Genomic DNA, 24031 nt, shown 5'->3' with positions numbered 1-24031 from the left:
ACACGATCGCGCGAACGGGAGACCGCTGATGCCGCAGGGACAACCGAGCGTGGTGCCCGCCGACGGGTTGACGACCCGGCAGCGGCGGCACCGGCCACTGCTGATGGTCCACACCGGACAAATGAAGGGGAAGTCGACTGCCGCGTTCGGGTTGGCGCTGCGGGCCTGGACGGCCGGCCTGCCGATCGGCGTGTTCCAGTTCGTCAAGAGCGCCAAGTGGCGGGTGGGCGAGGAGCAGGCCTTCCGGGCCCTCGGCGAGGTGCACGAGCGCACCGGCCAGGGCGCACCGGTGGCCTGGCACAAGATGGGCGAGGGCTGGTCCTGGATCCAGCGCGGCGGCGACGCCGACCACGCCGCCGACGCCCTGGAGGGCTGGCGGCAGATCCAGCGCGACCTGGCCGCCGAACGCTACGGGCTGTACGTGCTCGACGAGTTCACCTACCCGATGACGTGGGGCTGGGTGGACGTCGAGGAGGTGGTCGCCACCCTGACCGACCGGCCCGGCTTCCAACACGTGGTGATCACCGGCCGCGACGCCGACCCGCGGCTGGTCGCCGCCGCCGACCTGGTGGCCGAGCTGACCAAGGTCAAGCACCCGATGGACGCCGGCCAGAAGGGCCAGAAGGGCATCGAGTGGTGAGCACACAGTGGGCGCTGCCCCGGCTGCTGGTCGCCGCGCCGGCCAGCGGCCACGGCAAGACGACAGTCGCCACCGGGCTGCTCGCCGCACTGCGCCGTCGCGGCCTGACGGTCAGCCCGCACAAGGTCGGCCCCGACTACATCGACCCCGGCTACCACGCCCTCGCCGCCGGAAGACCCGGGCGCAACCTCGACCCCTTCCTGGTCGGGGCCGACCGGATCGCCGCCCTGCTGCGCCACGGCGCGAGCGTCCCGACACCCGCCGACATCGCCGTCGTCGAGGGCGTCATGGGTCTGCACGACGGCGCTGTGGGCCGGCGCGACTACGCCTCCACCGCGCACGTCGCCCGGCTGATCGACGCACCGGTGCTGCTGGTGCTGGACACCACAGCGCAGGGCCGCTCGGCCGCCGCGCTGACCCTGGGCATGGCCGCCTTCGACCCGGCGGTGCGGATCGGCGGGGTGATCCTCAACCGGGTCGGTTCACAGCGGCACGAGAAGCTGCTCCGCGACGCCCTCGCCGAGGTGGACGTGCCGGTGCTCGGGGCCGTCACCCGCGCCGCCGAGGTGGCCGCGCCGGCCCGGCACCTCGGGCTGGTCCCGGTCGCCGAGCGGGCCCCCGAGTCCCTGGCGATCGTCACCGCGCTTGCCGAGCTGGTCGAGGCCACAGTGGACCTGGCCGCCGTACTCGACCTGGCCCGCAGCGCCCCGCCGCTGACCGCCCCGGCGTGGGACCCGGTCACCGCGGTCGGCGGGCCGGCCGGTGCCGGGCGGCCGGTGGTCGCGCTCGCCGGTGGTCCGGCCTTCACCTTCTCGTACGCGGAGACCGCCGAACTGCTCACCGCGGCCGGGGCGGACGTGCGCACCGTCGACCCGCTGCACGACCCGACGCTGCCCGCCGGCACCCGCGCGGTGGTCGTCGGCGGCGGGTTCCCCGAGGCGTACGCCGAGGCGCTTGCCGGGAACACCGCGCTGCGCGCCGAGCTGGCCGACTTCGACGGGCCGATCGTTGCCGAGTGCGCCGGGTTGCTCTACCTCGGGCGGTCCCTGGACGGCGTACCGATGTGCGGTCGGCTGGACCTGACCGCCCGGATGACCGGCCGGCTCACCCTCGGCTACCGCGAAGCCGTGGCGGTCACCGACTCCCCGATCGCCCGTGCCGGTGAGCCGGTACGCGGCCACGAGTTCCACCGCACCACCACCGACCCTGGGCACGGTGACCGGTCGGCGTGGCGCTGGGACGACGCGGAGCACGGCTTCGTCAGCGGTCGGGTGCACGCCTCCTACCTGCACACCCACTGGGCCGGTCACCCCGCCGCCGCCCGCCGACTGGTCGAGGCGTGCCGATGAGCGCGCAGCGCGCCGACGCGAGGCCGACCATCGAGGCGGGTCCCGCCGATGCCACGCTGACCGGTGTCGGTGTCGGCCCGGGTGACCCGGAACTGCTCACCGTCAAGGCGGTGCGGATCCTGCGTGACGCCGACGTGGTCTTCGTACCCATGATGGCGGACCGGGTCGCGCCGACCGCGACCGCCGCCGCGACGCCGGCGGGCGCGGACGCCGGGCGGGCCGAGACGACAGTCCGCGAGCACGTGCCGGTGGACCGGCTGCGCCGGCTGCCGTTCGCCCTGGACGACCGGGGTGGGGTGACCGCCCGCCGGGCGGCGGCCTGGGATCACGCGGCCCGGGTGGTGGTCGAGACGATCGACGCGGGCGCGCGGTCGCTGGCGTTCGCGACAATCGGGGACCCCAACGTCTACTCCACCTTCGGCTACCTGGCGCAGAGCGTCCGGGCGCTGCGCCCGGCGGTGCGGGTGGCCACAGTGCCCGGCGTCACCGCCATGCAGGAGTTGGCGGCGCGCAGCGGCATCCCCCTCTGCGAGGGGCGCGAGCCGCTGACCCTGCTGCCGGCCACCGCCGGACTGACGCTGTTCGCCGACGCGCTCGCCGGGCCGGGCACCGTGGTCGCCTACAAGGGCTGGCGGCGGCATCCGGAGCTGCTCGCCGAGCTGCGCCGACAGGGCCGGCTCGCCGACGCGGTGCTCGGGCGCAGCCTGGGTCTGCCCGGTGAACGGATCGGCCCAGTCGACGACGCCGAGCACGACCTGCCGTACCTGTCGACGCTGCTGGTGCCGGCCCGCCGCGACCACCGAGGAGGAAAGCTGTGACAAGCGACGGCACTGTGTGGTTCGTCGGAGCCGGCCCCGGGGCGGCGGACCTGCTGACCCTGCGGGCCGCCCGGGTGATCGCCGCGGCGGACATCGTGATCTGGGCGGCCAGCCTCGTGCACGCCGACGTGCTCGACCACGCCCGGCCCGGCGCGGAGATCATCGACTCGTCGCAGCTACCGATCGAGGGTGTCCTGCCGCTCTACCGGCGCGCCGCCGAACAGGGGCTGACGGTGGCGCGCATCCACTCCGGCGACCCGGCGCTGTGGGGCGCGGTGCAGGAACAACTGGAGCTGTGCTCGGCGCTCGGCCTCGCCGTGGAGATCGTGCCCGGGGTCTCCTCGTTCACCGCGGTCGCGGCGATCGTCGGGCGGGAGCTGACAGTGCCCGAGGTCGCCCAGTCGGTGATCCTCACCCGCCTGGAAGGCGGCAAGACCCCGATGCCGCCCGGCGAGCGGGTCCGCGACTTCGCCCGGCACGGCACCACAATGGCGCTGTTCCTCTCCGCCGCCCGCTCCGGGCAGGTGCAGGCCGAGCTGCTGGCCGGCGGCTACCCGGCGGACACCCCGGCCGTCGTGGCGTACCAGGCGACCTGGCCCGACGAGCTGGTCGTGCGCTGCACGGTGGGCACCCTGGAGGCGACTGTCAAGCAGCACAAGCTGTGGAAGCACACCCTCTTCCTGGTCGGGCCGGCACTGGCCGCCGAGGGCACCCGCTCGCACCTGTACCACCCCGGGCACTTCCACACCTTCCGTCGCGCCGAGGCGGCCGCCCGGGCCGAGCTGCGCCGCCAGACCGGCGTCCGCGCCGGGGAAACCGGCACACAGTGACGTACGCCGAACCGCCGCTGCGCGAGCCGGAGCTGCCGCGCACCGCGAAGGTCCGGCCCACGGCGCTGCGGACCGGCTGGACCACCGGCGCCTGCGCGACGGCGGCGGCCAAGGCGGCGGTCACCGCGCTTGTCACCGGCGAGGTCCAGCCGGACGTGGAGATCGGCCTACCCGCCGGACGCCGGGTGCGTTTCCCGGTGCACCGCTGCGAACTGACCGGCACGCCGCCGGTGCGGGCCGAGGCGGTGGTGGTCAAGGACGCCGGGGACGACCCGGACGTCACCCACGGGGCCGAGCTGACCGCCACAGTGGACTGGATCGACGCCCCCGGGCTGCGGCTGGCCGGCGGCGAGGGCGTCGGCACTGTCACCAAACCCGGCCTCGGGCTGGCCGTCGGCGGTCCGGCGATAAACGACACCCCCCGCCGGATGATCGGCGCGGCGGTCGCCGAGGTGGTCGACCTCACCGAGGTCGGCGTCCGGGTGGTGATCAGCGTGCCCCGGGGCGAGATCATGGCCCGCAAGACCACAAACCGGCGACTCGGCATCCTCGGCGGCATCTCGATCCTCGGCACCACCGGGATCGTCCGTCCCTTCTCCACCGCCTCCTGGCGGGCAAGCGTCGTGCAGGCCGTGCAGGTGATGGCCGCCCAGGGGGAGCGGACCGTGGTGCTGTGCACAGGTGGGCGCACCGAACGGGCCGCCCGCGCGCTCCTGCCCGACCTGCCCGAGGTGTGCTTCGTCGAGGTCGGTGACTTCACCGGGGCCGCGGTGACCGCCGCCGTGGACGACGCGATGACGGGTGTCGTGTTCGTCGGCATGGCCGGCAAGCTTGCCAAACTCGCGGCGGGCATCCTGATGACCCACTACACCCGCTCGAAGGTGGATTTGTCCCTGCTCGGCGCGGTGACCGCCGACGCCGGGGGCGATCCGGCGCTTGTCGCCGCGGTGACCGAGGCGAACACCGGGCGGCACGCGTACGAGCTGTGGGAGGCCGCCGGGCTGCTCGAACCGGCCGGCGACCTGCTCTGCCAGCGGGTCCGCCAGGTGCTACGGCGCTTCGCCGGGCCGACCGTCACAGTGGACGTGGCGATTGTCGACTTCGCCGGCACGCGCGTCGTCGCCTCGTCCGGTCGGTGGTCCCGATGACCCGGCCGGCCGGCGTCACAGTGGTCGGCCTGGACGCCGCCGGGGCACCGCCGCATCCCGCGCTCGCGCCGGTGCTGGCCGCCGCCGGGCTGGTCGTCGGGGCCGCCCGGCACCTGGCTGCGGTGCCCGTACCGGCCGGCGCGCAGACGGTCGCCCTCGGGCCGCTCGCTCCCGCCCTGCACCGGTTGGCCGCCGCCGTCGCCGCCGGGGTGCCGGCCGTGGTGCTGGCCAGCGGGGACCCCGGCCTGTTCGGCATCGTCCGGCGGCTGCGCGCGGCCGGACTGCCGCTGCGGGTGGTGCCGGCGGTGTCCAGTGTGGCCGCCGCGTTCGCCAGCGCCGGTCTGCCCTGGGACGGTGCCGCAGTGGTCACCGCGCACGGCCGCGATCCCCGACCGGCGCTGAACGCGTGCCGGGCGCTGCCGCTCGTCGCGGTCCTCACCGCGCCCGGCGCCGGCGCCGCCGAGCTGGGCGAGGGTCTGATCGGCTGGTCCCGCCGCCTGCTTGTCGCCGAGCACCTGGGCACCGACGCCGAACGGATCCGCGCGGTGACCCCCGAGCGGGCCGCCACCGAAACCTGGGCCGACCCGCACGTCCTGCTCAGCCTCGCCGCGTCCGATCCGGCCGACGCCGCGCCCGACCTGGCCGACGCCGCGCCCGACCCGGCCGACGCCGCGCCCGATCCGGCCGGGTCCGCCCGTGATCGGTTCGGGCCGGGTGGGGTGCGCGCGGACAACCAGCCGGCCGCCGCCCCGGCAGGGGGCTGGGCGTTGTCGGAGAGCCGGTACGCCCACCGCGACTCCATGATCACAAAGTCGGAGGTGCGTGCCCTCGTCGTCGCCCGGCTGCGCCCCCGCCTGGGCCGGCTGATCTGGGACGTCGGCGCGGGCAGCGGCTCGGTCGGCATCGAGTGCGCGCTGCTCGGCGCGGCAGTGCTCGCCGTCGAACAGGACCCCGGGGCCGGTGCGACCATCCGGGCCAACGCCACAGCGCACGCGGTGCACGTCCGGCTCGTCACCGGCCGAGCCCCACAGGTGCTGGCCGGCCTGCCCGAGCCGGACGCGGTATTCGTCGGCGGCGGCGGGGCCGACGTGCTCGCCGCAGTGGTGGCCCGCCAACCCGAGCGCGTGGTGCTCACCCTGGCCGCCCTGGACCGGGTAGCGCCGGCCGTGAATCTGCTGCGCGCTGCCGGCTACACAGTCGAGGGCAGTCAGCTCAGCGCCGCCCGCCTCGCCGACCTGCCCGGTGGGTCGATCCGCCTCGCGGCCACCAACCCGGTGGTCGTCCTCACCGGGGAGCGCCAGTGCCTGACCCGACCGTGACCTCCCGCATCGGCCTGGTGGCGGCCACCGCCGCCGGCCGGCGACACGCGCAGACCGTCGCCGCCGCCTGGCCGCACGCGCGGCTGGTGGCGGGGGAGAGCGTCACCGACGCGCTGCGGACCGCCTGGGCGCAGTGCGACGCGGTCGTCGCGTTCCTGGCCACCGGGGTCGTGGTGCGCGTCCTCGCGCCACTGCTCGCCGACAAGCGCAGCGACCCGGCGGTGGTGGTCGTCGACGAGGCGGCCCGGCACGCCGTGGCGCTGCTCGGCGGGCACACCGGCGGCAACGACCTCGCCGAGCAGGTCGGCGCCCTGCTGGACGCCCGACCGGTGATCACCACCGCCACCGACACTGTCGGCCTGCCGGGGCTGGACACCCTCGGCTGGCCCGTGCGGGGCGCGGTCGCCGCGGTGTCCCGGGCCATCCTGGACGGTGAGCCGGTCCAGGTGATCGCCGACGCCCAGTGGCCGCTGCCCGCCCTGCCGCCGAACGTTCAGCCCCGGCCGGTTGTCGCCGTGCCCGCCGCCGACACCGGTGCCGAGTCCGCCGCCGCGTCCGCCGCCGAGTCCGACAGCGGCGCCGAGCAGGGCAGCGGTTACCGGCTGTTTGTCACCGACCGGGTGGTGCCGCTTGACGGTCGGACCGCAGTGCTGCGCCCACCGTCGCTTGTCGCCGGGGTGGGGGCGAGTCGGGGCGTACCGGCCGCCGAGGTGGCGGAGCTGCTGCACCGGGTGCTCGCCGAGGCCGGGCTCGACCCGGCGAGCCTGCGCTGTCTGGCCACCGCCGACATCAAGGCCGACGAGGCGGGCATCCGCAGCACCGCCGACGCGCTCGGCGTACCCCTGGTGACCTGGCCGGCGACGCGGCTGGCGGCTGTCGACGTGCCGCATCCCAGCGAGGTGGTCCGCGCCGCGGTCGGCACGCCGAGCGTCGCGGAGGCCGCGGCGCTGCTCGGCCCGGACGGCCGGCCCGGCGACGCCACGCTGCTTGTCGGCAAGACCGCGACGGCGATGGCCACAGTGGCGGTGGCCCGGCACGCTCCGCGCGGCCGGCTCGCCGTGGTCGGGCTCGGGCCGGGCGCGGCCGACCTGCGCACCCCGCGCGCGGTGGCCGAGCTGCGGCGGGCCGCCGTGGTGGTCGGCCTGGACCAGTACCTCGACCAGGTGCGGGACGTGCTGCGGCCGGGCAGCCGGGTGCTCGCCAGCGGGCTGGGCGCGGAGGAGGCCCGGGCCCGCGCCGCCGTCGCCGAGGCCGTCGCCGGCCGGGCGGTCGCGCTGATCGGGTCCGGCGACGCCGGGGTGTACGCGATGGCCAGCCCCGCCCTGGAGTACGCCGACGAGCGGATCGACGTGGTGGGTGTGCCCGGGGTGACCGCCGCCCTCGCGGCCGGGGCGCTGCTCGGTGCGCCGCTCGGCCACGACCACGCCTACGTGAGCCTGTCCGATCTGCACACGCCGTGGGAGGTCATCGAGCGGCGGGTGACAGCAGCCGCCGAGGGTGACTTCGTGACGCTGTTCTACAACCCGCGCAGCCGGGCCCGGGACTGGCAGCTCGGCAAGGCGCTCGGCATCCTCGCCGCGCACCGGCCACCGGACACCCCGGTCGGGGTGGTGCGCAACGCCAGCCGCCCCGGCGAGTGGGTGCACGTGGCGACGCTTGCCACCCTCGACCCGACGGTTGTCGACATGTACAGCGTCGTGGTGGTCGGCAACAGCGACACCCGGGTGGTCGCCGGCCGGATGGTCACACCCCGGGGGTACCGGTGGCGGTCGTGACAATCGGCGCCTGCCAGGGCTGCGGCGCCTGCCTGTTGACCTGCCCCACGCACGCGATCCGGCCGGTCGCCGGCGGCCTGACGGTACGCGCCGACCGGTGCACCGGCTGCCTGGAGTGCCTGGAGATCTGCCCGGTCGACGCGATCCGCGTCGTTTCCGACACTGGTGAGGGAGCCCGATGAGCCGGGTGGTGCATCCGATCGAGGTCGAGTCGTACCGCATCCTGCGCGAGCGCGTCGACCTGTCGCACCTGCCGCCGCTGACCCGGGCGGTGACCGAACGGGTGGTGCACGCCAGCGCCGACCTCGCGTACGTCGACGACCTGGTCTGCGACGAGGCCGCCCTGGAGTCGGGGCTGGCCGCGCTGCGCGCCGGGGCGCCGGTGGTCACGGACGTGGCGATGGTGGCCGCCGGGATCACCCGGGCCGGCCTGGAGTTGGTCTGTCCGGTCGCCGACCCGGCCGCCGCCGAACTGGGCCGCTCGGCGGGGATCACCCGCTCGGCGGCGGCCGTGCGGATCGCCCTGGCCCGGGTCGGCCCGGGCGCGGTCTGGGTGGTCGGCTGCGCGCCGACCGCGCTGATTGAACTGCTCACAGTGGACGCCGCACCGGCCCTCGTCATAGGTCTGCCGGTCGGCTTCGTGGGCGCCGCCGAGTCGAAGGCGGCGCTGCGGGCCAGCGGCCTGCCCGCCGTGTCGAACGTGGGCGAGAAGGGCGGTTCGGCGGTCGCCGCCGCCGCCGTCAACGCCCTGCTCTACAGCGAGGAGAAGTCATGACCGGGTTGGTCATCGTCGGGCACGGCACGCGCAGCGCGGCCGGGGTCGAGCAGTTCGCCGCACTCGTCGAGCGGGTCCGCCGTCGCGCCGACATCGGGGACGTCGAGGGCGGCTTCATCGAGCTGTCCCGCCCGCCGCTTACCGACGCGGTCGGCGCGCTCGTCGCCCGCGGACACCGCGCGCTGGTGGCGTTGCCACTGGTCCTCACCGGCGCCGGACACGGCAAGGGCGACATCCCCGCCGCGATGGCCCGGGAGCAGGAACGGCACCCCGGGCTGAGCTACCGCTACGGTCGCCCGCTCGGCCCACACCCGCTGCTGCACACCGCCCTCGAAGAGCGTGTCGACGCCGCACTGGCGGGCGCCGACCGGGCCGGCACGTGGGTGGCGTTGATCGGGCGGGGCTCCACCGACCCGGACGCCAACGCCGAGGTCGCCAAGGTCGCCCGGCTGCTCTGGGAGGGGCGCGGCTACGCGGGCGTCGAGCCGGGGTTCATCTCCCTCGCGTCTCCGTCGGTGCCGGACGTGCTGGAGCGGCTGCGCCGGCTCGGCGCGCGGCGCATCGTCGTCGCGCCGTACTTCCTGTTCGCCGGGGTGCTGCCGGACCGGATCGTCGCCCAGTCGGCGGAGTTCGCCGCCGCCCACCCGGACCTGGACGTGCGGGTCGCCGAGGTGATCGGCGACTGTGACGCCCTCGCGGATCTGGTGCGCGAACGCCACGCCGAGGCGCTGGCCGGGGACATCCGGATGAACTGCGACACCTGCGCGTACCGGGTGCTGATGCCCGGCTTCGCCGACAAGGTCGGTCGCCCGCAACGCCCGCACGACCACCCCGACGACCCGGTCGGCCACCACCATCACCACGCCCATTCCCACCAGCACGACCACGGGTCGGTAGCGGTGGTCGGTGGCGGGCCGGGCCCCGACGACCTGATCACGCTACGCGGGAAGACGCTGCTCGACGCCGCGGACGTCGTCGTGGTCGACAGGTTGGCCCCGCAAGGGCTGCTCGCCGGGCTGCGCCCCGACGTGCTGGTCATCGACGCCGGCAAGGTGCCCCGTGGCCCGTCGATGGCCCAGGAGACGATCAACGCGGCCCTGGTGTCACACGCCAGAGCCGGTCGCCGGGTGGTCCGGCTCAAGGGCGGTGACCCGTACGTCTTCGGGCGCGGCCACGAGGAGGTGCAGGCCTGTACGGCGGCCGGCGTGCCGGTGACGGTGGTGCCCGGGGTGAGCAGTGCGCTCGCCGCACCGGCCCTGGCCGGCGTGCCGGTCACCCACCGGGGCGTGGCGCACGATGTCACAGTCGTGTCCGGGCACCTGCCGCCCGGGCACCCCGACTCGCTCGTCGACTGGGCGGCGCTGGCCCGCGCCCGGGGCACCGTCGTGTTGCTGATGGCCGTGGACACCATCGCGAAGATCGCGTCAGTGCTGATCGAGCACGGTCGGGCCCCGCAGACCCCGGTGCTCGCGGTGCAGGACGCGGGGCTGCCCGGCCAGCGGTCCGTGCCCGCCCGGTTGGACGAGATCGGCGCGGTCGCCGCCCGGGAGGGCATCGGTCCGCCCGCCGTCTTCGTGCTCGGCCCGGTGGTCGCTCTCGCGGCCACCGGGCCGAGCGCCTGACGGCTATTCGCTGCGGGCGGTCTCCGGCCCGGTGACGCGTTCCAGCAGCGGCATCGTGGAGGCGATGACGCCGAGGCAGGTGACCAGTCCGACCACGACGATCACGTAGAAGCGCGGCTGGGGCGCGATGAGCGTGTAGTGCATCTGCGCCCGCAGGAACAGATGCGCGGCGAGCAGGCCCATCCCGATGGCGACGGCGGCGACGGCGAGCATCGGTACGGCACTCTCCAGCGCCACCACCCGACGCAGCACCCGCACCGGAGCGCCGCTGAGGCGCAGCAGGCTGAACGGGCGACGGCGTTCGGTCAAACCGCCGATGACGCTTACCGCGAGGCTGCACCCGCCGAGCGCGAGGCTGGCGATGATGATGACGTTGGCCAGTTGTTCCCAGCCGCGCAGCGTGTCGGCGAAGTCCGACTCGAAGTCGCCGGGCACGTTCGGCCCCACCCAGAAGGTCGGGAAGGCGACCTCCAGCACTGTGCGGACGCGCTCGATAGCGGCAGCCGAGCCGTCCGTGCCCACGACGACCGAGCTCACCGGCAACCGCTGCAGCTCGTCGAGGGTGAGCGACGCGGCGGGCCAGACCGTCGCGGGCGACGCCGACTCCCGCCAGCGGCTCAGGCCCATCGGCACCTCGATGACGCTCGCGCCCTCGGCGCACCTGCCGTACGCGCTCGGCAGGTCGGCGCACGCGATCACCCCGCCCTCGCCGCCGGTGTTGATGTCCGGGGCTTCCCGGATGGCGGTCGCGGACCGCACGCCGGTGATCGCGTGCAGGTCGGCGAAGAGCGTGTCGGGCACCGATGACGCCTTCTCGTCGAAGACGGTGTTCACAGTGCCCGCGTCGGTCGAGCCGATCGGGGCCGGGCCGCGTTCGTCGACGATCGTGGTGATCACGCCGACGGCGACACTGGTCACGAACAGCGCGAGCATGATGCCGCTGATCGCCCGGAAGCCGGCCTTCGGGTTGTCGGCGAGCCGCCGCGCGGCGATGAGCGTGGCCGGACGGTTGGCGTATCGGGCCATCACCCGGGCGCCCACCATCGTCAACCACGGGCCGGCGAAGACGAGACCGGCCATGATGAGCAGCAGGCCGGGCAGGAAGATCGCGGTCTGGCCGTCGGACGTCTCGGGCCGGTATCCGAGGGCGAACACCAGCACGGCGACGCCGAGCACCATCGGGATCAACCGGTACGCGCGCGGCGCGCGGGGGGTGACCCGCCGGGTGACGCCCAGCGGCGAGATCCGGACACGGCGCAGCGAGATCTGGGCGGCCAGCGCCGCGCCGGCCGGGACGCCGAGCGCCACGAGCAGGACGTTCAGCAGGCCCAGGGACATGTCGCCGGGGAAGAACGGCATGCCGGTGAACGGGATGCCCGCGAGCGGCTCGCGGAAGGCGTAGAACAGGCCGAAGCCGACGGCGGTGCCGGCGACGGCGGCGGCCGCCGCCTCCACCGCGGCGACCGTCGAGATCTGCCGGGGTGTCGCGCCCACCAGGCGCATCGCGGCGAAGCGCTGCTCCCGGCGGGCGGCGCTGAGCCGGGTGGCGGTGCCGATGAAGATCAGCACCGGGAACAGCAGCCCGCCGGCGATCACCCCCAGGATCAGGTTCACGGTGGTCTCGGGGAGGGCGGGGGTGTCGCCGACGCTGGTGACCTTCTTGGCGGCGGGCAGCGCGGCGACCTGGTCGGGGGTGCCGCCCACGATGATCAGCAGGGTGTCCGGCGAGGTCAGCGCGGCCGGACCGACAGTGCCGAGGCCACGCCCCGGGTAGCGGTCGCCCAACTCGGCGGTTGGCCGTGCGGCCAGCAACTCGCGGAGCGCGGGCGAGGCGAAATACTCCCCGGCTGCCGGAACGCGCGGGACGCCGACCGGGGTGGGCGACGTCGGACCGGTCGCGGCGACGTCGATGCGGATGATCTGCTTGCCGCGGAAGTAGTCCTGACGGGTCGACCACCACAGCGGGTCGACGTCGCCGGCCGAGGCGTTGGGATACATCGAGGCGTACCGGGTGAGCTGGGCGTCGACCGCGTTGACCCCGGCCAGGGTGGTCAACAGCAGCCCGCTGCCGATCGCGACGGCGGCGGCGATGACGAGCAGGCGGGTGAGTGCCTCCCGGCCGCCGGCCAGGGCGAGGCGGAGCCCGAAGCGGATCATGAGGCGATCCGGTCCGGCGCGTTGACGCGCCCGTCGCGCACCATGACCTCACGGTCGGCGTACGCGGCGATCCTGGCCTCGTGGGTCACCAGGATGACAGTGGTGCCCTGCTCGCGGGCCGCGCTGACCAGCAGGTCCATGACGTGCTCGCCGGTGAGCGAGTCGAGCGCGCCGGTCGGTTCGTCGGCGAAGAGCACCTGCGGCTCGGCGACCAGGCCCCGGGCCAGAGCGACGCGTTGCGCCTGCCCGCCGGACAACTCACCCGATCGGCGCTGTTCCAGGCCGTCCAGTCCGAGGCGCGCGAACCAGGCGCCCGCCTTGGGCAGCGCCTGCCTGCGGTGTACGCCGCTGAGCAGCAGGGGCAGGGCGACGTTCTCCACGGCGGTCAGCTCGGGGACGAGCTGGCCGAACTGGAACACGAACCCGAACCGGTCCCGGCGCAGGCTGCTGCGTTCGGTCTCGGCCATGGTGTGGACCGTGGCTCCGTCGAAGAGGATCTCGCCGGAGTCGGGCACCAGGATGCCGGCCAGGCAGTGCAGCAGGGTCGACTTGCCCGAGCCGCTGGGGCCCATGACGGCGAGGATCTCGCCCGCGTCCACGGCGAGGCTGGCTCCCCGCAGGGCGGGGGTCTGGCCGAAGGCGAACGTCACGTCGCGGGCCTCGATCATGACGCTCATCGCCGTACCTCCTTGCGCAGGGCGTCCAGGCGGGCGCTGGTCATCTCGATCCATCGCAGGTCCGCCTCCAGGTGGTACAGGCCGTGGTCGGCGAGCAGCGCGTCGACAAGGCTGCCGGCGCGCTTGATCTCGGTCAGCTCGCGCATCCGGTGCAGGTGCGCGCTGCGCTGGGTGTCGAGGTAGTCGGCGGCGGGACGGTCGAGCATCAGCGCGAGCACGACCTTCGCGAACAGCACCGTCTGCAGGTGCGGCTCCGGGTCGACCGGCTGGGTGAGCCACTGCTCGACCTCTGTCGCGCCGACATCGGTGATGACGTAGCGCTTGCGGTCGGGGCCGGAGCCGGGGGCGACGTCGCTGATCACCACCTTGCCGTCGCGGGCCAGGCGGCTGAGGGTGGAGTAGACCTGGCCGAACGGCAGTGGCTTGCCCCGGCCGAAGAAGGCGTCGTAGTCGCGCTTCAGGTCGTAACCGTGGCTGGGCTCCCGTTCGAGGAGGCCGAGAAGGGTCAGTGGCACGCTCATGGGAGGAGACTACACCGAGGGTATACCTCGCGTATATACATTCGGGGTGTTCTCGTTGGACCCCTGGTCGGGGCAGCACTGTGGTCGGAGGTCAGCCGGTCAGGGCGCGGGCCACGGCGTAGCCGGCGGTGGCTGCGGCGAGCCCGGCGGCCACACTGCCCAGCACGTAGACGATCGCGAGGCCTTGATCGCCGCCCCGGGCGAGCCGCAGCGTCTCGTAGCTGAAGGTGGAGTAGGTGGTAAGCGCGCCGCAGAACCCGGTGCCGAGCGCCGCCGTCACCGCCGGACCGACCGGCCATCCGACCAGCGCGCCGAGCAGCAGGGACCCGACCACGTTGACGGTCAGCGTGCCCCAGGGAAACGCCGAGTCGTGCCGGGACTGCACGGCCCGGTCGGTGAGGTAGCGCAGCGGCGCGCCGACGGCCGCGCCCAGGGCGATGAGCAGGACTGTCATCGGGTCGCCCCGCGTCGCAGCAGTCGGGCGGTGGCGGCGTCGCCCAGCCAGACCGCGACGAGCGCCCCGAGGAGCGTGGCGGCGAGGTAGGCCAGCGCGGTACCCGGAACGCCAGCGACGATCGTCTGCTGGACATCGACAGCGTAGGTGGAGAAGGTGGTGAACCCGCCGAGCACCCCGACCCCGAGGAACGGGCGAGCCAGGGGGTGCCCGCCGCCGAGGTGCCCGAGCACGGCCATCAGTACGCCGATCAGCAGACACCCGGACGTGTTGACACCGAACGTCGCCCAGGCGAACCCCGTCGGCGGGTGCGGTACGGCGTGTTGCAGGCCGGCCCGGGCCAGCGCGCCGAGCACCCCGCCGGCCGCGATGGCGGCGAGCGTCGTCGCGGGGCGCGCGGCCAGCTCGCCCCGGTCGGCCGAGACCCGCAGGTCGACGTCGGGGTCGGTACGCGGGTCCAACGGCTCTGCCACGGGTTGTCAGCGTAGTGCGGGCGACAGCGGCGTCGCTCACCTCCCCGCGAGGGTGGCGTTCGTCAGCCCCCGCTGAGGGCGCGGCGGTCACCTTCCGGCGCGGGTGGCGTCACCGCACTGCCGCGACAACGGCGTCCGGGCCCCCTCGCCAGACCGTGCCGACCTCGCTGAAGCCGGCCGCGGTGAGCGCGGCCAGGTGCCAGGAGACCGGCGGGTTCCACTCGGGGCTGTGCCCGGTCGGGTAGATCGCGTGTCGTTGGGCGACCAGCGGGGCGAGCGTCGGGTCGGCGCCGGCCCGCTCCCACCAGTCCGACCAGGACAGCGTCGAGCCGGCGGCGTACCGGGCGTTGCGTCGGTCCCGGGCCCGGTCCATCAGCCGCTTGGTCAGCTCCGGCAGGGTGTCGTCGGGCATGTGGTCGGCGTTGACGAAGACGCCGCCCGGTCGCAGCACGTCGCGCAGTTCGGCGTAGAGCTGCCCGAGCCGGTCGGCCGGCAGCCAGTGCAGGGCGGTGGCGGTGAGCACGGCGTCGTACTCCTGGTGGGGGAGCGTGGAGCGCCACTCGGGGGTGCCGAGGTCGGCCGTGACGATGGTGGCCCGTTCGGCCAGCGAGGCGGCGGCGATGGCGAGCAGCGCCGGGTCGAGGTCGACAAGTGTCGGCTCCGCGGCGGGGAAGCGGGCGAGGGTCCGCAGCGAGATGCTGCCGGTGCCGCCGGCCAGGTCGAGCACCCGCGGCGGCCGGCCGTCGAGGACCGCGTCGACGGTGTCGAGCATGGCGGTGAACCGGTGTTCCCGGTCCGGGAGGTAGGCCTCCTGCTGACGGTCCCAGCTCTCCTGCCAGGCCCAGGGATCCACAATGTAAGGACTCATGTCAGGAAGGCTAGTTACGTTGCGACCGCGTTGTCCAGACCTTGTTGCACATAGTTTGCAACTGCGGGATGATGGCAGAGCGATGATCAGAGTGACGCCGGGTCGGGCACCAGCCTGACCCGGCGTTCTCCTGTCGACGGCTCAGACCGCCGCTTTCACCAGGGCCGCGTCGGTCTCGGTCGGCTCGCTGCGACGGGCCAGGCGCAACGCACCCAGCAGGACGCCCAGCCCTGCCAAGGTGAGCGCCGCCCCGGCCCAGATCGGCGAGGTGTAGCCGAGTCCGGCGGCGATCGTCACCCCGCCGATCCAGGCGCCCAGCGCGTTGCCGAGGTTGAACGCCGCGATGTTCGCCCCGGACGCCAGGGTCGGCGCCTGGCTGGCGTAGTGCATGATCCGCATCTGCAGCGGCGGGACGGTGGCGAACCCGAACCCGCCCATCAGTACCAGCGAGATGACGGTCAGCACCGGGTTCGACGCGGTGAGCGCGAACCCGACGAGCACCACGGTGAGCACCGCCAGCACGGTGACCAGGGTGCGCGACAGTGACCTGTCCGCGGCCCGGCCGCCGAGCAGGTTGCCGGCGAAGAGCCCTGCGCCGAACAGGACGAGCAGCCACGGCACGGTGCTGCTGGCGAAGCCGCTGACCTCGGTGAGCGTGTAGGCGATGTAGGTGAAGGCGCCGAACATGCCGCCGAAGCCGAGCACGGTGATCACCAGCGACAGCCAGACCTGCGAGTGGGTGAAGGCGCGCAACTCGCCGCGTAGGCCACCGGCGGGCCGGTCGGCGTTCGTGCTGTCGCCGGCCGGAATGAGCAGGGCCAGCCCGATCAGCGCGACCACCCCGATGGCGGTGATCGCCCAGAACGTCGACCGCCAGCCGAAGTGCTGCCCGAGGAAGGTGCCGAAGGGGACGCCGAGCACGTTCGCGATGGTCAGGCCGGCGAACATCATCGCGATCGCGCCGGCCCGGCGGGCCGGTGCCACGAGGCCGGCGGCGACCACGGCGCCGATGCCGAAGAACGCGCCGTGGCAGAGCGCGGCGACGATCCGCCCGGCCATCATCACGGCGTAGTCGCCGGCGACAGCGGAGAGCAGGTTGCCGATGATGAAGAGCACCATCAGGCCCAGGAGCACCGGCTTGCGCGGCAGCCGGGTGACGGCCGCGGTGAGGGCGATCCCGCCGACGGCCACGCTCAGCGCGTAGCCGGAGATCAGCCAGCCGGCGACCGGTTCGGTGACCGCGAAGTCGGCGGCCACCTCGGGCAGCAGCCCCATGATCACGAACTCGGTGAGCCCGATGCCGAAGGCGCCGATCGCCAGCGCGATCAGGCCGGGCGGCAGGGACCTGTGGGGTACGGACATGGTCTTCCCATCGGGGAGGGGGCAGATATGCGGCGCGCGCAACTACCCGCGCCGGCAACGAAATACTTGCACACGCCGGATTTCGGCGCAAGCGTGCTAGCCTGGGGTCGTCGAGATCACCCCCGAGGAGGGCCGGCATGGGCATCGCCGACGACGCGGTCGAGATCCGCGCGCAGGGCTGGCGCACCCTCGCCGCCCTGCACGGGTTGATCGAGACGTCCCTGGAGCGGGCCTTGCAGGCCGACCACGACCTGTCCGTCGTCGAATACACGGTGCTCGACGCACTCTCCCGGCAGGACGGCTGGCACATGCGGATGAGCCAGCTCGCCCGCGCCGCCGCGCTCTCCGGCAGCGCCACCACCCGCCTGGTCACCCGGCTGGAGCAGCGCGGCCTGCTCACCCGCATCCTCTGCGCCGACGACCGGCGCGGCATCTACACCGAGTTGACCCCGGCCGGCTCCGACCTGCTCGCCCAGACCCGCCCCACCCACGACCGGGTGCTCACCGCGGCGCTGGCCGAGGCCGAGGCCACCCCCGAGTTGGCCCCACTCGTCGACGCCCTGCACCGGCTGCCGGCCGCCCGCTGACCGCCCCGTCAGCCTCGACGCCGGCGGGCGTACGGCCTGCGGACTCCGCAGCTGTCGCCGCACTTTCAGTGCGTACCGTGCGGGTGGAGCGGCGACGTTCCCGCCCGGACGAGGTGGAGCGGTCGATGGGCAAGATGCGCCGCATCGGCGACCGGCGACCGGCGACCCTGTTTCGTCTCCTGTAGAGCTGCCCCAGATCTGGGGCAGGTGCGCTGGTCCCGGTGGGGTGGGCGTCCTGGGGACCGGTGGGTGCGCGTCCTGGGGGCCTGCCCCGACGCCGCTGCGGACCTAGGATTCGGGCCATGCGTGTGCTGGTGGTCTCCGCCCCGCTGGTCGGTCATGTCTTCCCGCTGGTGCCGCTCGCGGTCGCGCTGCGCGACGCCGGCCACGACGTGCTGCTGGCCACCGGCGGCGGTGGTCTGACCGCCGCCGGCGCCGGGTTGCCCGTACACGACATCGCACCGGGCTTCGACTTCGGCCGGATCGCCCTGAGGGTCTTCCCTCGCCATCCGCTGATCGCACGCGCCGAGATGGCCGGCACCGCCGGCACCCGGGGCGCCGGCCTGCTCTTCGGCGCGCTCAACGACCAGCTCACCGACCCCGTGGTCGCGCTGGCCGCCCGGTGGCGGCCCGACCTGGTGCTGCACGAGCCGTTCGCGGTCGCCGGCGCGGTGGCCGCCGCGCGCCTCGACGTGCCGGCCGTACGCCAGGAGAACGCCCTCTTCGACGGCCGCGACCTGGTCCGCGCCACCACCGCCCGGCTCGGCGCCGCCCTGCGCCGACACGGTCTGACCGAGCTGCCGCCACCCGCCGCCGCCCTCGCCGTGGCCCCGCCCAGCGTCGCCACGCAGAGCGGTTGGCCGATGCGGTACGACTCCTACGTCGGCGGCGGTGAGCTGCCGGCCTGGCTGCGCGAACCCGGTGAGCGGCCCCGGATCCTGGTCACCCGCAGCACCCTGACCGGCCCCGGTGACCGGGGGCCGATGCCCGCCGTGGTGGCGGCTGCCGCGCAGGTGGACGCCGAGATCGTGCTGGTCCGACCGGACCAGCGGTCGGCTCGCTCGCTGCCCGGCAACGTGCGGGTGGTCGACTGGATCCCACTCGACGCGGCATTGCCGGCGAGCGCGGCGCTGGTCCACCACGGCGGGGCGGGCAGTGTCTTCGGCGCTCTCACCGCCGGTCTGCCCCAGCTGGCCACCGTCGGTCCCGGGGACCGGCGGCACAACGCCGAACTGGTGGCCCGTCGCGGTGCCGGCCTGGCGCTGCGCCCCCGGGACATCACCGCGCCGGCGCTGACCCGTCTGCTCGACGACGGCGACCTGCGTACCGCCGCCGGGCAGGTCGGCCGGGAGATCGCCGCGATGCCGCCGCCGACGGACCTCGTCGCACGGCTGGCGGCGTTGGTCTGACCGCCGCCCCGCGTGGCCCCACCGGCCGTGCGGTCGGCTGCGGCAGGATGACGTGATGCGACACGTCGTGCTGTTCCACTCCGTGTACGGGTTGCGGCCCGCCGTGCGCGCCGCCGCCGACCGGCTGCGGGCCGCCGGGCATCAGGTCAGCACCCCCGACCTGTACGGCGTACCCGCCACCGACACCGTCGAGGAGGGCTTCGCGCTACTCGACAAGATCGGCCAGGAGGTGGTGCTCGACCGGGCCCGGACGGCGCTCGCCGAGCTGCCACCCGAGACGGTTGTCGCCGGCTTCTCGATGGGCGCCGGGGTGGCCGGGGCGCTGCTGGCCGAGCGCCCGGACGCCGCCGGTCTGCTCCTGCTGCACGGCACCGGTGGGGCACCGGACGCGGTCCGGCCCGGCTTGCCGGTGCAGCTGCACCTGGCCGACCCCGACCCGTACGACGCACCGGACGAGGTCGAGGAGTGGCAGCAGGCGCTCACCGGCGCCGGTGCCGACCTGACGGTCTTCCGCTATCCCGGTGCGGGGCACCTGTTCACCGACCCCGACCTGGCCGAGCATTCTCCGGACGCCACAGCGGCGACCTGGCCGCGGGTGCTCGCCTTCCTGGCCGCTACCTGACTGCCGGCGGGCGGCGTCCCGCCGCAGCGCGGGGCAGCACCCGACACCTCGCGTTCGATAGCGTGGCGACACTATCAAGATCTTGAGCGGGGTGGGCAGTGCCGACGACAGCTTTCGACGAGTACGAACGGTCGCGCTGGGCCGGACGCGCGGCGGCGTTCGACAACAGTCTCGCCGCCCTCTGTGCCCATCCCGCGCCATCGTTGCTGGACGCCGCGCACGTCGCCGCGGGCACGCGGGTGCTCGATGCCGGCACCGGCTCCGGGACCGTGGCCGGGCTGGCGGTCGCCCGGGGCGCCACAGTCGTGGCCGTCGACGCCGAACCCAGCATGGTCGAGATGGTGCGCGGCCGTGTCCCGTCCGCCGAGGTCCGCCTCGCGGCCCTGCCCCACCTGCCGTTCCCCGCCGGGCACTTCGACGCGGCCGTGGCGAACTTCGTGATCAATCATGTCGGTGATCCGCTTGCCGCGATAGGCGAACTGCGACGGGTCGTCCGGGCGGGAGGCCGGATCGCGGTGACGATCTGGCCCGACCCGCCGCCGGAGGCGCAGCGGTTGTGGGGCACGGTGTTCGACACCGCCGGGGTCGACCGGCCGACCTCGGTGCCGTCGGTGGACGCGGAGCGGGACTTCCCCCGTACCCCCGACGGGTTCGCGGGTCTGTTGGACGCCGCCGGTCTCGCCGACGCGCGCTGCGACACGATCACCTGGGCGCATCGCACCGACCCGGAGGCCTGGTGGAGTGGCCCGGCCAACGGCATCAGCAAGCCAGGTCTGGTGCTGCAGCGTCAGCCGCCGGAGATGGTCACCCGGATCCGGGCCGCGTACGACGAACTGACCGCCGCCTACCGCGACCCGGACGGCCTGCTCGTACTGCCGACCGCGGCGCTGCTGGCCTCGGCGTCCGTGCCGTGACCGGGCCGTCGACGCGCCCACCCGGCCGACCGCGACCGCCGGCGGACCGTCAGGCGGTGGCGGCCAGTCCCGCTGCCCGGCGGACCGGCGGTGGGCCGGGTACGGCGCGTGAACCATCGGGCGGCACGCCGTCACCGGTGCGCACACCGGGACCGGCTGACTCCGGCCCGGCCGGCACCGCACGAATCGCCACCGGGGTCTGGTCGACGTCCGCGGACCAGTGACCGCCCGGGTTGGTTCGCGGCGCGGTCGGCGGCACCCCACCGGCCGGCGCGACGGCCCGGAGCCGGTGGACGTCCGGCGCCCGGTTGGTGCTGCGGGGCGGCGCGGCCGGCGGGGTCGCCATCGTCGGGGTGGGCAGGCGGGGCGGGGCGGGTGCCGGCGGCGCGAGGGCGGTGTCGAGGCCGACCCGGGAGCGAACGCTCTCGAGGCGCACTACCGCGGCGCCGTGGGTGGCCGCGCCGCCGCCGACACGGGCGGCCCCAGCGGAGTTCACGACAGCGCGACTCGGCCGCCGCAGGTCGGGACGGGCGGTGTCCTGCCGTGGGGTGTCGGCGCTGCGGCGGGTGAAGATGGCCCGCAGCGCGCGGGGCAGCCGTTCGGTGGCGACCTGACGCAGCGCGGGCGACGCGAACGCGTACCCGTCGGCGTGGTGGGGGAGCAGCAGTCCGGCCGCGACCAGCCGGTGCAGTGCCGGTGCGGACCGGCCGGGCACCCAGCCGAGCGCCCGGTCGAGCGCCGCGCCGGAGATCACGCCGCCGAGGACGCCGGCGGCCATCAGCACCGCCCGCTGCTCACCGTCGAGCTGGTCCACCTCGGCGCCGACGGCCCGGCGCACCGCCTCGGGCAGCGGGAGCGCCGCCGGGTCCGCCCCGGCCACTATCGACGCCACGTACGCCGTCGCGTGCCCGGGCCGCCCACCCACAAGCGGCAGCAGCCGGTCCACCAGGGTCGGCGGTTGACCGGACCGGGTCAGCAGATGGCGCAGCAGCCGCCCGGCCTGCACCGCGGCCAACGGTCGGATCGGCACCGGGCGGGCCACTCCGGGCGGGGTGTCGGCCCACTGCGGTTGGTGCAGGGTGACCACGGCCAGTGGCAGCCCCCGTGCCGTCGCCGCGCCGAACAGCGCCCGCAGAAACGCGCTCACCGCGGGCGCCGCCCGGTCCACGTCGTCCACGGCGACGATCAGCGGCACCTGGGCGGCCAGGCTCAGCAGGACGTCGCGGCAGATCGCCGCGCCGGCCATCGCCGCGGCGGAGCCGTCCGGGTCGGTGAGCAGCCGCTGCAGGAGCGGGACCGCGCTGGCGACCCGCGCCGGTGGGAACAGGGCGCTCAGGGCGGCGACGAGCCGGTCGTGGACCGCCGCCGGTCCGTCACCGCGACCCACCCCGACGACACCGCGGAGCAGCTCGGCGACTGGTTCCAGGACGTGCTCGGGGTACGGCTGGCAGGCCGTCGCCGACCATTGCACCGGCCTGCCGTCCACAGTGGTTAGTCCGCGGGTCAGCTCGTGCAACAGGCGACTGCGGCCACTGCCGGTGGGCCCGACCAGGGAGACCCAGCACGGGGTCTGCTCTCGGACGGCCAGGCTCAGCTGGTCTCGGATGGTGGCCAACTCGCGGCGCCGACCGATCAGCGGGACGTCGTGTCTGTCGATGCCGGGACGCACCGGCCCGACGGCGTGCCAGACCGGCGCTGGCGACACGCGGCTGGCGACCGCCAGCCGACGCTTGGTGATCAGACCGGCGGTGGCCTCCGCGGTGGCCGCGCAGAGCGCGACGGCGCCCGGTGGCGCGTACTCCTGTAGGCGGGCCGCGGCGGTGATCACCGCGCCGCTGGCCACCCCGTGCCCGCCGCTGACCGCGCCGCGCAGGTCGACGATGACCTCGCCGGTGGCGACCCCGACGCGTACCCGGGGGCGGATGTTCCCCACCATCGGCCGGCAGTCCAGCGCGGCCTGGATCTCGAGTCCGGCGCGCACCGCGCGGTACGCGTCGAAACCGTCGGAGTGCCGAGCGCCGAAGAGCGCCATCACGGCGTCGCCGATGTACTTCTCCACCACTCCCTGCCAGCGGTGCAGCACACCGGCGACGGTGTCGAAGTAGACGCGCTGCAACGCGCGGACGTCCTCCGGGTCGAGTTGGTTGACCAGCGCCGTCGAGCCGACGATGTCGGCGAAGAGCACCGTGACCGTGCGTCTCTCCTCCGGTACGGGCCAGTGCGGGCCCGCGGGCCGCCGCGCGTCGCCGACGATGATGCTGGTAGCGGTGGTGGTCATGGCTTCGCACCAACCCTTCTCCCCGCTGATGCCTGGTGACCTCAGGAGACTGGCATCGCTGGTCTGACGGCGGATCTGCAGAACGACGTATGTCGGCCACCTGCCACCTTTAGTCGCGAAGTCGACGCGAGGAGTACCACAACCGGCAGTTGGCCATAGAACGGGCCGGGGGCAAGTGATTAGGCTGCGTGCCATGGTCAGCGATGTGGACACCGCACCGCTCGTGGGCCGGACCGAGCTGGTGCGGACGGTTCGGTCCGCGCTTGTCGCTGGCGCCGCACACGGGCAGACCGCCGCCGTCTTCCTCAGCGGTGAGAGCGGTGTGGGCAAGACCCGACTGTTGGGTGAGGTCGGCGACGTGCTGCGTGCGCAGGGCGCCGTGGTGCTCACCGGCAGCTGTCTCGACATCGGCGACGCCTCCCCGCTGCACCCGCTGTTGCAGGCGCTGCGCCGCTTCGACGCCGATCTGTCCACCGCGCACCCGCGCACCTCGGCCGCGGTGCGGGGGCTGTTGCAGGTGTTCGCCGACGAGACCGCAGGGCCGGACGGCGCGGGCGCGTTGCTGGAGCGGGTCAGCCGCGGGCTGCACCTGATCGCCGAGGGCAGACCACTTGTGCTGATCCTCGACGACCTGCAGTGGGTCGACCGGAGCACCCGACAGTTGCTGCTCTACCTGCTCGCCGGGCTCGGCGACCTCCAGCTCTCCGTGTTGGCGGCGGTGCGGGCCGAGTCGTTGCAGGGCGCGCACCCGCTGCGTCGGGTGCTCACCGAGCTGCGTCGGCTGCGGACGGTGCGGGTGCTCGACCTGGCACCACTGGACCGGGCCGGCACCGAGAAGCTCGCTGCCGCAGTGGTCGGCCGGGCACTGCCCGCCGAGTCGGCCGAGCAGATCTGGCAGCGCAGCGGGGGCAACCCGTTCGTCATCGAGGAGCTGGCCCGCGACCTGCGCGACGGCCGCGACGGCCTGTCCGAGACACTGCGGGAGATCTTCCTCGACCGGGTCGACGCGCTGCCCCAGCACGCGCACGCCGTGGTGCACGCGGTGGCCGCCGGGGTGGAGCCGGTCCAACACTGGCTGCTGGCCCAGGTGCTGGGGTTGCCGGAGCACGAGCTGATCGAGGCGGCGCGCGCCGCGGTGGCCCACCGGCTGCTTGTCGGCGCCGACGACGGTTACCGGCTGCGGCACCGCCTGGTCGCCGAGGTGCTCGCCCACGAGCTGTTGCCGGCCGAGCGTTCCGGGCTGCACCGCCGCTACGCCGAGGCGCTGACCGCCGCGCCGGGTGAGCTGCACCAGGCCCGGCTGGCCCACCACTGGCGGTTGGCCGGTGAGCCGGCGCGCGCGTTTCCGGGGGCAACGAGGAACGGTGCTGCCCCCGGAAATCCGCCAGAGATCAGGCGTGGCGTCGAGACTGGACGATGCGGAAGCGGTTGGC

The 24031-nt window shown here is 74.6% G+C and carries 21 protein-coding genes and 2 pseudogenes; 15 read left to right on the top strand and 8 right to left on the bottom strand.

Going from position 1 to position 24031, the window contains the following annotated elements:
- Positions 1 to 28: 28 nt before the first annotated feature.
- From cobO to cobA, 10 genes and pseudogenes are all read left to right on the top strand, one after another.
- Entirely contained in the window at positions 29 to 640 is a 612-nt protein-coding gene (gene cobO / locus AB0B85_RS27370; RefSeq protein WP_357411831.1) for a cob(I)yrinic acid a,c-diamide adenosyltransferase, read from the top strand.
- Positions 634 to 1989: a cobyrinate a,c-diamide synthase gene (locus AB0B85_RS27365; RefSeq protein WP_357411830.1), complete on the top strand. Its 1356-nt coding sequence runs from the start codon at positions 634 to 636 to the stop codon at positions 1987 to 1989. The genes cobO and AB0B85_RS27365 overlap by 7 nt, the downstream gene beginning before the upstream one ends.
- A complete protein-coding gene (gene cobI, locus AB0B85_RS27360) occupies positions 1986 to 2807 on the top strand; it encodes a precorrin-2 C(20)-methyltransferase (RefSeq protein WP_357411829.1) in 822 nt (273 codons plus the stop codon). The genes AB0B85_RS27365 and cobI overlap by 4 nt, the downstream gene beginning before the upstream one ends.
- Entirely contained in the window at positions 2804 to 3637 is an 834-nt protein-coding gene (gene cobM, locus AB0B85_RS27355) for a precorrin-4 C(11)-methyltransferase (protein ID WP_357411828.1), read from the top strand. The genes cobI and cobM overlap by 4 nt, the downstream gene beginning before the upstream one ends.
- Positions 3634 to 4785 carry a cobalt-precorrin-5B (C(1))-methyltransferase gene (locus tag AB0B85_RS27350; protein ID WP_357411827.1) on the top strand — a complete coding sequence of 384 codons (1152 nt, stop codon included), beginning with the start codon at positions 3634 to 3636 and terminating at the stop codon, positions 4783 to 4785. Before cobM ends, AB0B85_RS27350 begins: the two co-directional genes overlap by 4 nt.
- A gap of 5 nt (positions 4786 to 4790) precedes the next feature.
- Positions 4791 to 6104, top strand: a pseudogene (gene cbiE / locus AB0B85_RS27345) (precorrin-6y C5,15-methyltransferase (decarboxylating) subunit CbiE); the annotation flags it as partial.
- Positions 6086 to 7879 carry a precorrin-3B C(17)-methyltransferase gene (gene cobJ / locus AB0B85_RS27340; protein ID WP_357411826.1) on the top strand — a complete coding sequence of 598 codons (1794 nt, stop codon included), beginning with the start codon at positions 6086 to 6088 and terminating at the stop codon, positions 7877 to 7879. The pseudogene cbiE and the gene cobJ, both read left to right, overlap by 19 nt.
- Positions 7867 to 8028, top strand: a pseudogene (locus AB0B85_RS27335) (4Fe-4S binding protein); the annotation flags it as partial. The gene cobJ and the pseudogene AB0B85_RS27335, both read left to right, overlap by 13 nt.
- A gap of 29 nt (positions 8029 to 8057) precedes the next feature.
- The gene (locus AB0B85_RS27330; RefSeq protein ID WP_357411825.1) at positions 8058 to 8654 is read left to right on the top strand and encodes a precorrin-8X methylmutase; all 597 of its coding nucleotides are present in this window, start codon (positions 8058 to 8060) and stop codon (positions 8652 to 8654) included.
- Positions 8651 to 10276: a uroporphyrinogen-III C-methyltransferase gene (gene cobA / locus AB0B85_RS27325; RefSeq protein WP_357411824.1), complete on the top strand. Its 1626-nt coding sequence runs from the start codon at positions 8651 to 8653 to the stop codon at positions 10274 to 10276. The genes AB0B85_RS27330 and cobA overlap by 4 nt, the downstream gene beginning before the upstream one ends.
- 3 nt (positions 10277 to 10279) lie before the next feature.
- On the opposite strand, the gene AB0B85_RS27320 is transcribed toward cobA, so the two are convergent.
- The 7 genes from AB0B85_RS27320 to AB0B85_RS27290 form a co-directional block, all read right to left on the bottom strand.
- On the bottom strand, positions 10280 to 12433 hold the full coding sequence (locus tag AB0B85_RS27320) for an FtsX-like permease family protein (RefSeq protein ID WP_357411823.1): 2154 nt from the start codon (positions 12431 to 12433) through the stop codon (positions 10280 to 10282).
- The gene (locus tag AB0B85_RS27315; protein ID WP_357411822.1) at positions 12430 to 13110 is read right to left on the bottom strand and encodes an ABC transporter ATP-binding protein; all 681 of its coding nucleotides are present in this window, start codon (positions 13108 to 13110) and stop codon (positions 12430 to 12432) included. Before AB0B85_RS27315 ends, AB0B85_RS27320 begins: the two co-directional genes overlap by 4 nt.
- Positions 13107 to 13631 carry a PadR family transcriptional regulator gene (locus AB0B85_RS27310; protein ID WP_357411821.1) on the bottom strand — a complete coding sequence of 175 codons (525 nt, stop codon included), beginning with the start codon at positions 13629 to 13631 and terminating at the stop codon, positions 13107 to 13109. The genes AB0B85_RS27315 and AB0B85_RS27310 overlap by 4 nt, the downstream gene beginning before the upstream one ends.
- Before the next feature lie 91 nt (positions 13632 to 13722).
- Positions 13723 to 14085 (bottom strand): fluoride efflux transporter CrcB, encoded by a 363-nt coding sequence (gene crcB / locus AB0B85_RS27305; RefSeq protein ID WP_357411820.1) that lies wholly within the window; start codon positions 14083 to 14085, stop codon positions 13723 to 13725.
- Positions 14082 to 14558 (bottom strand): CrcB family protein, encoded by a 477-nt coding sequence (locus AB0B85_RS27300; RefSeq protein ID WP_357411819.1) that lies wholly within the window; start codon positions 14556 to 14558, stop codon positions 14082 to 14084. Before AB0B85_RS27300 ends, crcB begins: the two co-directional genes overlap by 4 nt.
- A 109-nt stretch (positions 14559 to 14667) precedes the next feature.
- Complete coding sequence (locus tag AB0B85_RS27295) at positions 14668 to 15426, bottom strand: class I SAM-dependent methyltransferase (protein WP_357411818.1); 759 nt, start codon at positions 15424 to 15426, stop codon at positions 14668 to 14670.
- Between the two features lie 141 nt (positions 15427 to 15567).
- Positions 15568 to 16788, bottom strand: coding sequence for an MFS transporter (locus AB0B85_RS27290; protein ID WP_357411817.1), 1221 nt, complete (start codon positions 16786 to 16788; stop codon positions 15568 to 15570).
- 137 nt (positions 16789 to 16925) lie between these two features.
- Here AB0B85_RS27290 and AB0B85_RS27285 point away from each other — a divergent pair, with 137 nt between their 5' ends.
- From AB0B85_RS27285 to AB0B85_RS27270, 4 genes are all read left to right on the top strand, one after another.
- Positions 16926 to 17375 (top strand): MarR family transcriptional regulator, encoded by a 450-nt coding sequence (locus AB0B85_RS27285; RefSeq protein ID WP_357411816.1) that lies wholly within the window; start codon positions 16926 to 16928, stop codon positions 17373 to 17375.
- 302 nt (positions 17376 to 17677) lie between these two features.
- Positions 17678 to 18784 (top strand): nucleotide disphospho-sugar-binding domain-containing protein, encoded by a 1107-nt coding sequence (locus AB0B85_RS27280; RefSeq protein ID WP_357411815.1) that lies wholly within the window; start codon positions 17678 to 17680, stop codon positions 18782 to 18784.
- Positions 18785 to 18839: 55 nt separating this feature from the next.
- Entirely contained in the window at positions 18840 to 19406 is a 567-nt protein-coding gene (locus tag AB0B85_RS27275) for a dienelactone hydrolase family protein (protein ID WP_357411814.1), read from the top strand.
- 98 nt (positions 19407 to 19504) lie between these two features.
- A complete protein-coding gene (locus tag AB0B85_RS27270; RefSeq protein WP_357411813.1) occupies positions 19505 to 20320 on the top strand; it encodes a class I SAM-dependent methyltransferase in 816 nt (271 codons plus the stop codon).
- 49 nt (positions 20321 to 20369) lie between these two features.
- Here AB0B85_RS27270 and AB0B85_RS27265 read toward each other — a convergent pair whose 3' ends face one another.
- Positions 20370 to 22598: an adenylate/guanylate cyclase domain-containing protein gene (locus AB0B85_RS27265; protein ID WP_357411812.1), complete on the bottom strand. Its 2229-nt coding sequence runs from the start codon at positions 22596 to 22598 to the stop codon at positions 20370 to 20372.
- Between the two features lie 193 nt (positions 22599 to 22791).
- Here AB0B85_RS27265 and AB0B85_RS27260 point away from each other — a divergent pair.
- Positions 22792 to 24031 (top strand): AAA family ATPase (locus AB0B85_RS27260; protein WP_357411811.1); only part of this gene is annotated, 1240 nt, incomplete at its 3' end.

The sequence above is a fragment of the Micromonospora sp. NPDC049044 genome (genome assembly GCF_040649215.1).
Taxonomy (GTDB): Bacteria; Actinomycetota; Actinomycetes; order Mycobacteriales; family Micromonosporaceae; genus Micromonospora.
The sequence above is the reverse complement of the archived record's forward strand: the minus strand, read 5'-3'. Positions and strand labels throughout refer to the sequence as shown.